The sequence below is a fragment of the Paenibacillus shunpengii genome (genome assembly GCF_042684905.1).
GTDB lineage: Bacteria > Bacillota > Bacilli > Paenibacillales > Paenibacillaceae > Paenibacillus > Paenibacillus shunpengii.
On sequence record NZ_JBHUMJ010000011.1, the window covers coordinates 196,795 to 209,640 of the forward strand.

Consider the following 12,846-nt stretch of genomic DNA (forward strand, 5'->3'; position numbering starts at 1 on the left):
ATCGGTTCATTTCTCAATGATTTCTCTATCACCTGTCGGTTTCTCACCACAGCAAAAAAACCGTCTGCTTCTTACAATAAGAATCAGACGGTCGCCTAATTTTTCACTCCAATTAATAAGGAACGCAGTCCATCCATTACTTCAACAAATAGCGCATCAATATATCATCAACGTATTTACCGCCGATACAGAATTCATTCAGCAGACGGCCTTCCTCAATAAAGCCGCATTTCTGATAGAATGCAAGCGCCCTTCTATTATGGGACAGCACTCTTAAACGGAGCTTCCTCACTTGTTGTTCTCTCGCCAGCTCTTTCACCGCATCCATGAGCATGCTGCCAATTCCTTGCTTCTGGTAGGCAGGATGGACAGCAATATGAATCTCCAATACATGTGAATTACTCCTCAGTCCAGTCGGTGTTCTGAATCCAACATAGCCGACAACGCGAGTATCCATAACCGCAATCATCTGACTGCCTGGTGGACAAGCGTTCAGATACTGCTCCCTCGATGTCCATTGGACCGGTCCAGGTGCGGTATGCTCGTCCCATACAAGTGCATCCAGATCCATAAGCTGTCTTGCATCTCTTAGATGCGATAGCCGGACCTCTATGGCCTCCTGGATAATAATCACATGAATCCAACCCTTCTATTGACGCTCTTTCAGCGAATGCGCCTGACTAAAGCGTTTTTTCCTATTCTATCACAGGCTTTTTACAGAATCACAGATGAAATGACATGTAACGCTGTATTTCAACGTGCATAAGACGTAAAAAAGAGACGCCTCCGAGAAAAAACCGGAAGCGTCTTGATTACGGTTATTATAGCAACGAATTCAATGCAGTGGGTTGGCTTACCAAATGGAAAGAATCATCACACTCCTCCTGATCTGGCCGCCACCTGAGCGCCTTGTTGAAGCTGTTTTTGTGCTAAATGGTTGTACTGCCGTTTGTACTGCGGCTGATCATTGCTACTGCTTCTGCCACAAGGCCGGCACAATCGCAGGCTCCCAGCCAGGTAAGGACGTGTGGGCTTGCAGGCATTTATACGTGCTGCCATTATAGGTCACCAGCTGACCAACCGTATATGCTGTATTCGATTGCCAAGGTGAAGCACCTGGATTACCTGTTTCCGCCTTGGTCTTCACACTAAGCGCGCTGCTTGCCGCAGACAAATTGCCGGCGGCATCCTTCGCTTTCACTGTGAAAGTATATGTGGTATTTGCCGCAAGACCACTGATTGTCGCTGTAGTTCCGGTTACTGTCGTTGCCAAATTCCCTCCATTGTATACTTCATACCCTGTCACACCGACATTGTCCGTGGAAGCCGCCCAGCTCAGTGAGACACTGGAGGTCGTTTGGGCTGTGGAGGTCAGATTAGCCGGTACGGTTGGAGCCGTCGAATCGGAAGGCGGTGTCGTGCTGGAAGTCTTCACAGTTACTGCATTGCTGGCAGCAGATAAGTTGCCGGCTGCATCCTTCGCCTTCACTGTAAAGGTGTAAGAAGTGTTTGCCGCAAGCGAGCTGACCGTAGCCGTTGTACCTGTAACGGTTGCTGCCAGGTTTGCGCCATTATACACGTTGTAGCCGGTAACCCCCACGTTGTCTGTGGAAGCGTTCCATGCGAGCGTCACGGAGCTTGCCGTAACCGCCGTCGATCGAGCATTCGCTGGAGCGCTTGGTGCAGTCGTATCCGCAGGAGGCGGTGTTGTGCCTCCGGTAGACAGATCTGCCTTCAGCTTATTCTGGAGCGTCTTGTTACGGTCTCCGCTCAGCTCCCAGAACATCGCTCCGCCAAGTCCTTTGCTCTTGATATAAGCGGTCTTGTGTCCGAGGGATTCCACATCATCATAGCTGATGAAGCGCTTATTCGATGCATTGTACAGATAAGGAACCTTAGCCGTATCGTTCCAGTAACGCGTATATCCGTTCTTGTTAATGTAGTTCGCTTCCAGATCGTAAAAATCAAATGAGCCTGGCTCCCATGTTCCTACGGAAGAACCACCCGAGCATGTTTGATACTGTCCGTTACTCGTCTGTGTACAGCCATCCCAGCCGCGGCCGTAGAATGGCACGCCCAGTACAAGCTTGCTTGCAGGCACGCCTGCATCAAGATGTCCCTGTGCCCCAGCCGAGACATTAAACGTGCTGGTATCAGGCACACCTGCGGCAGCAGCCGCCGGGTCATTATACAGCGGCGCGTTATGTGCTGAGATCTTTTGCCATGCACCATTAAAGTCATATGTCATAATGTTGATCCAATCTACGATAGATGCGATATTCGCCAGCTCCGTATTGGCTACATAGCTCGGGGAGGCTCCGCTTGCGATCGTCAGCAGATAATCCTTGCCATCCACTGCTTCTGCTGCATTCAGCTTCTCACGGATTTTGCTAAGCAGGAGCGTGTAATTCTGTTTGTCTTGAGGGCGTTTGCTGTTACCTTCAAGTCCGCCTGAAACCGGGTATTCCCAGTCCAGATCTACACCGTCAAAGTTATACTTCCGCAGGAAATCTACCGCCGAATTGGCAAAGGTCTCTCTAGTTGCCGCGGTTGCCGCGACATCGGAGAAACGATTAGACCACGTCCAGCCGCCAACGGAAATAATTGTCTTCAGATTAGGGTTAATCTGCTTCAGTTTATTCAGCTGATTAATGTTGCCGGCATAGGGTTGATCCCATGTATCTCCTGCAAACTGCTTACCGGTATCAATCCAGGGATCACCAAGCACAATCGTACCGTTCGGTACGCTGATCGCCTGCCCTTTCTCATCCTGACAGCTCCAGGTTGCTGGATTCGGGCCTGTGGGATCAGCATTTCCGTGAATTCCATTCCAGCAAATATCAGCAAAAGCATAATTGATATGCGTCACCTTGGTTGGATCGATATCCGTTACATTGTAAGTTCTGCCATAGGCTGCCCAGGCCGGATAATATCCGACAATTTTATAAGCATCAGCGGCCTCCGCCTTAGCTGAGGTTAATGCAAGCGAAGGAATGAAAATAGATAAGAGCATGGATAATCCTAAAAATAATTTGGCGGCTCTGGCAGCAGCATGACGATGACGAGACGACTTTGGCATTAGTACACGGCCTCCTTCGTTGTTTGCGTGCTAAATCCGTTCAGAAACGGACGATGCGCGTTCGAGAACTGATTATTCGTATAGGCATCCCAGTTGATAGACCAGGTCATAATCCCTTTAATCGCTGCATAGCCTGCAGGCTGGCGAAGGGTATAAGAACCACCGTATGAAACACCTTTAATCAAGTAATTCAGCGCCTTCTGCAGCTCGGCTGGCGCGGTGTAGCCACCTCCTGCCGCTTGCTGGGAAGCAGGGACCCCAATCGCGATCTGGTCTGGTCTTAGTGGACTAAAGAAAGGCCCTCCGCTTCCGCCAACATGAAATCCTTGCAGCAGCATTTCAGCCATGGCAACGTGGAAATCAGCTGTCCCCTGGGAGTAAGAGCGTCCGTCCAAGCCCACCATCGAGCCGCTGTTGTAATGCTGTACATGCAGGAGCGTCAGATCATTACGCAGGGCGTGAATGACCGGCAGGTATGCGCCCCATGGACCGCCATAACTCAAATATCCGCCTTGTACATAAGCCGTTTCAGGTGCAGCAGTCAGGATAAAATCAGCACCAAAATGGGCTTTGACTGCCTTGACTCCATTAATGAAATTCACGATCTTAGGGGTTGTCGGATTGCGAAAATCCGTATCTCCCGCGTTAAGAGATAACGAGCTTCCTTCGAGATCAATATCAAGCCCGTTAAAGCCATAAGTGGAAATAATCGATTTGAGTGATTCTTCAAACTGCTGGCGCTTAGTCACATCGGTGAGCTCGATCGTCCCGTTTGCACCTCCCATGGAGAGAAGGACCTTCTTGCCCTGACTCTGGAGATAAGCGATATCGGATTTGAATTGCTCTACGGTAGAGTTATAGGGTGTGAATGCAAGAGTTCCGCTGCCATGTGAGACAGGTTCAGCAAAGGAGACGTTGATAATGTCATAGGCTGGTGAGACGTTGCGAAGTCTAATATTGGTAGATCCATTGTCGAAGTTATGCCAGTAACCGATCAGCCATTTGCTGCCTGTCGGAGCAGGACCCGGATTCGTAGAGCCAGTAGAGGTGGTTACACTGAGAGGACTGCTTGCAGCGGAGAGATTACCTGCCGCATCTTTGGACTTAACGGTGAAAGCATAGGTAGTACCGGCGGTAAGTCCACTTATAACAGCAGATGCCGAGGAAGTGCTGGCTGCAAGGCTGCCGTTCCGGTACACTTCGTATCCGGTTACGGCTACATTATCTGTGGAGGCGTTCCAGATCAGCTGAACGGATGTCTCCGTTATAAGTGTTGATGCGAGTCCCGTTGGAACGGAAGGCGGTATCGTATCCGGAGCCGGGGTTGGGTTCTCTCCTCCCGTACCACCTCCGACATCCTTCCACAATGCCGGCACATTCGGCGGCTCCCATCCGGTTAGGGCCGTATGAGCCTGAATACATTCATAATTCTTGTTCTGATATGTGACAATATCTCCTTTCTTGTATGCGGTCCCTGCCTGCCACTGGGCAGCAGCGTCAGCTCTTGGTGTAAGCCACGGAAGAATGAGAAGAATGACCAAAGCGATTGTCATTACACGGCGGAATTGAACAGCCTGATTCAAGTTAAATCCCTCCTGTACTTATTCTATTAATCTTTCGAGCATAACAAGGATTTCCTGGTGCTCATGTGGGCTTACATCGTTTTAGAAAAAAGAGTCTGAACAAACTGTGCTATTTAGGTGAATTACACCACTCCTTTCATAAAAGGGTCGGACCCTTCCCTTGGACGCTTCATTCACAGACGGTCCTTCATCCAAATTTAACAGGGAATTTACAAATCCTCACCTAGTATTTAAACAGCAAACGATAGGGAAGATAAGGGATAAATTATTGCTATAGAGGGTGAAAAATGTGTGATTTTCCGCACAAAAAAAGACTGTTCCCGAAAGTCCGGCGGACTCGTCAGAAACAGTCTGATTCTATGGATGCTTTTTGCTAGTCTTACAGAACGGCGGATTCCTCTTGTAGAGCAAGTCTCCTTGATGCGTTCACTTTGGCATGAACCACAAAAGCGATAATGCTGATTCCTGCTGTAATCGCGGCGAACCAGGCAACGGGTGATAGTCCTCCTGCATCATACATGATTCCCATTGCATAGGGACCTGCAACTCGTCCAATCGCAGCAATACCTCCGGATACACCCAAGTAGAACGGTGCTGCCTTCCCTCCATACTCAGATATAAACGCCGGTGTAGCAGGTGAGATCAGCATCTCCCCAAGCGTAATGAGAATCATCGCCAGAATCATACCAGGATAATGCTGGAACAGTGCAATAACCGCAAAGCCTGCCGTGTAGAATATCGCACTTACAATCAGCTGGGCAGACGAAGTCTGAGCAAACCATCTTTTGATCAGAGAGGTAACAGGCTGAGCCACAAAAATAAGGATCCCGTTCATTGTCCACAGCAGGCTGTACGCTTTTTTCTCCATCCCTTCCTCAATGATGAAGGGCGACACCCCTGTATTCCAGATGGAGTTGCCCAGCAGAATGAACAAGGAACCCACACTGATAAATAGGTAGAGCCGAACGTTGCGAAGCAAATACCAGGTATTGTCCTCCGGCAGCTTCACCTTCTTATGCTGTGCCGGTACATAGGCCGTCCCCTGCTCCCGATCCACCTTGCTCAAATACATAAAGAAGTACCCGCCAAATATAGCTGAAGTGACACCGTTCATAATAAAACTCAAATGATAGGATATATCGGCCAGGAATCCACTGAGCGCTGTCCCGAGCGCAACCCCGATATTCTGAGCGACATAGATGACGTTGAACAGCTCGCCTCTGCGATCAGCAAAGCGAAAGCCGACAAAGGCTTGAATGGCAGGAAGAGACAAGGAGTTAAATAGCCCGATCAAGCCCATCATGACCACAAACAGCCACCATACTTCATTGATCCATGGCAGTGTGAACAGTCCCATGGCGTTCAGCAGCAGCGAACCAACGATCAGCTTCTTCACACCTATTCTATGGTATAAGCCTCCGCCGAGCAGCTGACCGAATATGCCGCCCAGGGATTGAATCAATATGACAAAGCCTGCCTGTGACATGCTCCGGCCCAGCTCATCAAATACATACATTGTGGTGAGCGGCCACATTAATGAACTGCCGGTTGCATTGACAAGGCTGGCAATTAAGAATACTTTGACTTCCTTCGGATATTGTTCAAGCCATTTCATGTTCTGTTCTCCCACGTTGTCGTTAACTTTGTATGATTAAACTTCTTGCTTGATGACTTGAACCGTTGTTGAGAAGAAGGTAGCCCCTCTGCCCATGTCGGATAATCGGTCCGGAGTCAGCACGTTCGCACGCTGTCTGCCGTCCGCTCCTTCCCACCAGAGACCCTGGCTGATGACTGTACCGGGCAGCATGGTTTCACCTAACTTGGCTGTTAACTGATAAGTTCCCCGGTCATTATATACAACGACCTGATCTCCCTCCTCAATGCCTCTATGCTCAGCATCCCGTGGATGGATATGCAGCATAGGCTGCTTCTCCATCTTCTGATGCTTCTCTACGTTTGCAAACGTCGAGTTCAAGAAGTTATGATTCGGCGGCGAGAGAAACATGAGCGGATACTTGTCTTCCCTTCCTGCCGGATGCTCGCCGTCATATCCTTCATGAAGCGGCGCATAGACAGGCAGAGGTGACAGACCTGCTTCAAGCATCACCTTGGAATACAGCTCAATCTTGCCGGAAGGAGTAGGCAGATGATCAAGAAACTGTTCATACTCAGACATATCCAGCTTCACGAATCGCTGCTCCTTCAGCTTATTCAGCGTCACCCCGTTCAAGTATGGATTATCCGGGTAATTGAGTGCTCCCTCGATCATGGACAGCTCTGTCTCACTGAAGGCTGCTTCATCAAACCCCATAGCTTGTCCAAGCAGTGAGAACAGCTCTACGTTGCTCTTGGCTTCGCCTAGCGGTGCAATAACCGGCTCCTGGATATGCACATATTGGTGCCAAGGCGAGCTGTACAAATCGGTGTTCTCAAAATTAGAGGTTGCCGGAAGCACAATATCTGCATATTTGGCTGTGTCTGTCATGAAGAGATCGTGAACCACCGTAAACAGATCTTCCCTCGCAAACCCCTGCTCTACCCGCTTCGTATCTGGAGCGACCACGAGCGGATTCGAGCAGTATACAAACATCCCTTTAATGGGCTGCTGTTCATCATGAAGCGCTGCGCCAATCTGATTCATGTTAATGCTTCGTGCATTCGGATTCTCTCTGAGATCTGGACGCTCCAGCGCGTCGCTGTTCAAGCTCGCGTAGCCTCCGTTGGATCTGGAGGCTCCGCCCCCCAGCTTCGCCCAAGCTCCTGTCAGCGCGGGGAGACAGGCAACAGCCCTTACATTCATTCCCCCGTTATCATGGTGCTGAAGGCCATTCCCAATATGGATGTAACCAGCCTTAGCCTGACCATAGGTCTCTGCCAGCTTCACAATATCCTCCACAGAAACACCGGTAATGAGAGAGACCCGCTCTGGTGTATAGCTCTTAACATGCTCGCGAAGCTCCTCGTGACCTACTGTCTGTTGCTGCAAGAACGCCTCATCTACAAGCCCCTTCTCGAACAGCACGTTCATCATGCCGAGTGCGAGTGCGGCATCGGTTCCGGGATACAGCGGTACGAACCAGTCCGCCCACTGTGCCGTGCGGTTGCGATGAACATCAATGACAATGACCTTGGCACCTGCTTTACGCGCTTTCTCTGCAAGGACTACCTGATGCATGTTCGTGCTGATAATATTTCCGCCCCACACGATAATGACATCAGCATGCTCTGTTTCTTCCGGCACAGTCCCCCGGTTCGCACCCATCGTATATTTCCATCCGGTAGTGCCGGCTGCATTACATATGGTCTGCTCCAGCTGACTTGCACCCAGCGCATGGAAGAAGCGCCGATCCATTCCGTCTACACCGAGAATCCCCATATTTCCATAGAAAGAGTATGGCAAAATAGCTTCTGCTCCGTATTTCTGCGATATAGCCTTGAAACGTTCCGTAATCTCGCTGATCGCTTCCTCCCAGGATATCCGCTCAAATTTGCCTTCGCCCTTGAGACCCGTTCTCCGCAAAGGATACTTCAGACGTTTCTCATCATATATACGTTCTGTCATGTTTCGGACCTTGTTGCAAATGGCGCCCTTGGTAATCGGGTGATCCGGGTTGCCGGTCACCTTCACAATTTTGCCTTCCTTCTTATGCAAGAGCAGTCCGCAGGTGTCGGGACAATCCAGTGGACATACGGCAGGAAATATTCCATTCTGTTCATTAATCACAGCTTGCCTCTCCTTTCTCATAGCACTTCTTAAGTTTCAAAGTCGCTCAAACCAGTTCTTTTATCATAATTCCGGATTCCATAATCGTCAAAGTGTGACAAAAAATAAAAGCAGTTCCCGCCACTGGCAGTAACCGCTTTTCACACGAGCTGATCTAATCAAAAATATTTTTTTCGCTTGTTTCATCATTTCCATGCAAGGGTAATAAAAATCAAGGCAGTTAGGAGTTAGGAAGACCCCTCCTCCAAGTGCCGTATCATAGACCACTCCCGAAAATTCGTCATGTAAAGGTTTCGTTCCCCCGAACCTAGACATGGCGAATTTTAGTATTGTCCTTGGCACCCTGTGCAAGAGGCTTGCCATGCGGCTGTTCATGAAGATATGCCAAATAGTAGGCCCCTGCTACAAACACGGCTCCACCTGCAAAATTGCCCAGCCAAACCGGAATGAAATTAGTCAGGTACATACTCCAGGAATAATGTCCTTCAAATATGGCGGCGGGTATGAGAAACATGTTCGCGACAACGTGCTGAAAGCCAATGGCTACAAACGCCGCTGTCGGAATCCAGATCCCGAGCACCTTTCCACTCATCGTATCTGCTGCATAAGACAGCCACACCGCAAGTGCCACAAGCCAGTTACAGCCTATTCCCGAAATAAAAGCCTGCAGGAAGCTGTCTTCCAGCTTATGTCCCGCCATATTTACCACTTTATCCAGATAGACGCCTTCACCTGTCAGCCCCAGCACATGACCGAAAAAATAGGCAACAAAAATGGCCCCCGCGAAATTTGCCAACGTGACAAGCGCCATGTTTCGGATGAGCAGAAGTGTAGAGATCCGCCCTCGCAATCTTGCCAGAGATACCGCCATCATATTGCCCGTCAGGAGCTCTCCTCCGGCGATCAATACCAGCACCAGGCCAATGGGGAATACAAGCGCCCCAATTAGATTCGTAATACTGCCCCAAGCCTCGGGAGCCGCTGCGGTGACCCGGATATAGAGCAGAAATCCAAGCGATATATATACACCCGCCAAAAAGCCGAGGATCAAGACGACAGATAGTGGATTATGGGCTTTGGCAAAGCCGGTATCCGCTGTAAGTTCAGCAATGTCTTTAGGTTTCTGAGCTGCCATGAGCCATCCCCCTTATTTCTTTTACATTAACCCATACCTCCATTGTATCGCTTTTTCAAGCTCTCGATTGTTAATAAATTCACAAACATAAATACTGGATCGGTATTCTTATTCGTAGTCTTCACTTGCAGATAAGACGATTTAGAATAAACTGCAATTCTTAGCGTATGAAAAAACCGCCAGAGCAAAATGCGCTGACGGTCATAAGTCCAATCAAATATAGGATTATTAAACGAGAACCTCTTCCTTCTTCTCTTGAGCTGTGGCATCCACAGGCTTCAGTGCTTTCTGTCCGACACTGTTCAGGAAGTTCCAAGGCTTGTTGTAGTGCGGCTGGAAGAAGAAGTCGATAAACGCCAGCTCATCTACAGTCATCTCATTCTGGATACATACGGACAAGGTATTAATCGACTGTGTAAGCTCGGCTTCACTCATCAGCTGTGCCCCCACAATCCGGCGGGATTCCTGCTCAAATATCACTTTAATTAAAACCTTCTCTGCCGTAGGCATGAATTCCGGACGATAGCTGTCCTCGAGAGTAACGCTCTCGACCTTAAGTCCCGCTGCTACTGCCCCAGCTTCTGTCAGGCCTGTTCCCGCGATGTTCTGTTCATAAATCTTGATCCCTGATGTACCTTGGGTTCCCATGTAGCGTGTCACAGGAGCCTTGAGGTTGCGGGCAACCAGCGTACCCATGCGCACCGCATTGGTTGCGAGCGGAATATAGGATGCTTGTCGAGTTGGATTGTAATAGATCGCACTGCTGTCTCCGGCTGCAAAGACATCAGGATTGCTTGTGCGCATGTAGCGGTCCACCAGAATCGCTCCGTTCGGCATCATGTCAACCTGGCCCTTTAAGAGCTCGGTATTCGGACGGAAGCCGATACACAGAATGACCAGATCGGTTTCGTAAGTGCCTTTATCGGTAACGACTTTACGCACGCTGCCCTCTTCTCCTTCGAAGCGGCTCACTTTCTCACCAAGCACAAGCTGAATACCCTTGTCCGTGAGGTCGGACTGAATACGGTCGGTAAATTCAGCATCCAAATATTTGCTTAGAATGCGGTCTTCTGCATCAATCAGCGTTACTTCTTTGCCATTCATCTGGAATGCTTCGACCAGCTCAATACCAATATAGCCTGCACCTACAACGGTTACGTGGCGTGCATCTTGAGATTTGGCAATAATCGTATTGGAGTGCTCATAGTTCTTGCACAGAAGCACGTTGTTCAGATCAATCCCTTCAAGATTCGGAATAATCGGCCAGGATCCAGTCGTCACAATCAGCTTGTCATAAGTGTCCACAAGCTCCTCGCCTGTGTTCAAGCTGCGTGCTTTAAGCGATTTAGCCTTCGTATCCACTTCAATTACTTCATGAAGCATACGCATTTTGACACCCAGCTCCTGCAGCTGTGCAGGTGAAGAATAGAACAATCCGTGAGGATCTTTAACGACCCCGCCAACATATAGTGCAATCCCGCAGGATAAGAAGGATACATTGTCATTGCGTTCATAAACGGTAATTTCGGCATCTGGATAAAGCTTTGCTGTATTAATAATGGCTGCTGTCCCAGCGTGTGTACATCCAATAACGGCTACTTTCATTCTAAAATACCTCCTTAAGGTTAAAAAAGAGCTTTATGGTTGTGATGTGAAATATTTCACTACTATAGGGTTAACGATGCCAGGGCTTTATTTCGTTAAGCTAAGGTAATAACCATCCATCGAAAAACTGCCCTGTAGCATCCTATCTTTGTTGAATGTGATTTATTTCACTATGTCTATGTCTTTATTATAATGTGACACATTTCACAATTCAAGCCCAAGTTTAACTTTTCACAAAAAATTTTGTTTATAAGGCCGCTAAAGAAAACAAATGAACTCAGAAAGCCTTGATTAGAAAGGGAATTGATACATTTGGACCGTGCTCCTTCGTTCCCCGAAAGACAGCTGGACCTCCCTGCTGCCATTGGCGATTCCATATTTTAGGAGTAGAATGAGACCTGTTAGCGGATCAGCCGCGAAATACGGTTTATTTTATTAGGAAAGGAGCTGCACGTTATGAAGTTCTCTTGGAAACGGAATTTGTTTGTGCTATGGGTCGGTGTCTTTTTTTGCAGCACAGCTTATTCCATCTCCATCCCCTTCTTGCCCATATTTATGAATACCGAGCTGAATGTCGGAGAAGACTATATCGAGCTGTGGGCCGGGGTTGCTTTTGGGATTACTTTTCTCGCCAGTGCACTGATATCCCCTTACTGGGGCTCTCTTGCTGACAAATACGGGCGAAAACCGATGCTCATTCGCTCAGGATTTGCGCTTGCCTTCCTGTATTTAATCAGCTACTTTGTGCGCGATCCTTATGTCTTTATTGCGGTTCGCATCTTCCAGGGGCTGCTTGCAGGCTTTGTGCCTGCTTCCATTGCGCTCGTAGCCACAAACACACCGGAGGCCAAAACCGGATATGCTCTCGGGATCATGTCGACCGCAGGAGCTACCGGCAGCATCATCGGTCCCTTGATTGGCGGAGTTGTCAGCCATTACTACGGTAACCGCAATGCTTTTCTGTTCTCTGCCCTGATTGTGCTGGTGTCCGCACTCATTGCTACCTTCTTTGTCAAAGAGCATAATTTCAATCGTTCTGCCGCCCGTTCAAGAGTACGGGATGATATTAAGCAGGCATCTGCCAATAAACCATTCATGGCACTGCTCGCCATTATGGCCGTGACGACTTTTTCTGTCATGATTCTGGAGCCGCTTCTTACCGTATACGTCATGGAGATGGGTGTATCGGTTGATGAAGCCTCCCTGACCTCTGGAATTATCTTCTCTTCCGTCGGCATCGCGACCATCATTATGGCTCCTAGGTGGGCCAAGATTGGACAGCGAATCGGCTACTCCAAAATTCTCATTATTGGACTTGTCGGCGGCGGACTTGGCAACATGCTTCAGATTCTTGTAAGCGATTATGTCGGCTTCGGCCTGCTTCGGTTCGGATACGGATTGTTTTTTGCTGCCGTGTATCCAACCATTAATGCACTCATCGTGGAAACGACGGATTCCGCATTCAGAGGAAGAGCCTTCAGCCTCAATCAATCCGCTTCGCAGCTCGCGACCATGGCAGGGCCAATTATCGGCGGTCTGCTTGGCAGCCTGATGCCGATCCGCTGGATCTTCGTCCTTAATGGACTCGTGCTTCTTATCGCTGCCTGGATGATCATTCGCAGCAGGCGAAGCAGCAATTATGCCTTTACCAAATCTTCTTCACCTGTACTTAAACAGGTGGATCGGTATTAGCATTTACAAATCAGCCGTTTCAATTCAG

At 48.9% G+C, this 12,846-nt stretch carries 8 protein-coding genes; 1 reads left to right on the top strand and 7 read right to left on the bottom strand.

What is annotated here, in order from left to right; all coding sequences use genetic code 11:
• Positions 1–136: 136 nt before the first annotated feature.
• The 7 genes from ACFSVM_RS22885 to ACFSVM_RS22915 form a co-directional block, all read right to left on the bottom strand.
• Positions 137–634, bottom strand: coding sequence for a GNAT family N-acetyltransferase (locus ACFSVM_RS22885; protein WP_379264777.1), 498 nt, complete (start codon positions 632–634; stop codon positions 137–139).
• Between the two features lie 336 nt (positions 635–970).
• Positions 971–3,079, bottom strand: coding sequence for a glycosyl hydrolase family 18 protein (locus tag ACFSVM_RS22890; protein ID WP_379264779.1), 2,109 nt, complete (start codon positions 3,077–3,079; stop codon positions 971–973).
• Entirely contained in the window at positions 3,079–4,632 is a 1,554-nt protein-coding gene (locus ACFSVM_RS22895) for a chitinase (protein ID WP_379265229.1), read from the bottom strand. Before ACFSVM_RS22895 ends, ACFSVM_RS22890 begins: the two co-directional genes overlap by 1 nt.
• 409 nt (positions 4,633–5,041) lie before the next feature.
• Positions 5,042–6,277 carry an MFS transporter gene (locus ACFSVM_RS22900; RefSeq protein WP_379264781.1) on the bottom strand — a complete coding sequence of 412 codons (1,236 nt, stop codon included), beginning with the start codon at positions 6,275–6,277 and terminating at the stop codon, positions 5,042–5,044.
• A gap of 36 nt (positions 6,278–6,313) precedes the next feature.
• Positions 6,314–8,407 (bottom strand): molybdopterin-containing oxidoreductase family protein, encoded by a 2,094-nt coding sequence (locus ACFSVM_RS22905; RefSeq protein ID WP_379264783.1) that lies wholly within the window; start codon positions 8,405–8,407, stop codon positions 6,314–6,316.
• A gap of 286 nt (positions 8,408–8,693) precedes the next feature.
• Complete coding sequence (locus tag ACFSVM_RS22910; protein ID WP_076314449.1) at positions 8,694–9,521, bottom strand: formate/nitrite transporter family protein; 828 nt, start codon at positions 9,519–9,521, stop codon at positions 8,694–8,696.
• Positions 9,522–9,749: 228 nt separating this feature from the next.
• Positions 9,750–11,126 carry an FAD-dependent oxidoreductase gene (locus ACFSVM_RS22915; protein ID WP_379264785.1) on the bottom strand — a complete coding sequence of 459 codons (1,377 nt, stop codon included), beginning with the start codon at positions 11,124–11,126 and terminating at the stop codon, positions 9,750–9,752.
• Positions 11,127–11,582: 456 nt separating this feature from the next.
• Between ACFSVM_RS22915 and ACFSVM_RS22920 the strand changes: the two genes are divergently transcribed.
• Positions 11,583–12,818 carry an MFS transporter gene (locus tag ACFSVM_RS22920; RefSeq protein ID WP_379264787.1) on the top strand — a complete coding sequence of 412 codons (1,236 nt, stop codon included), beginning with the start codon at positions 11,583–11,585 and terminating at the stop codon, positions 12,816–12,818.
• Positions 12,819–12,846: the final 28 nt, after the last annotated feature.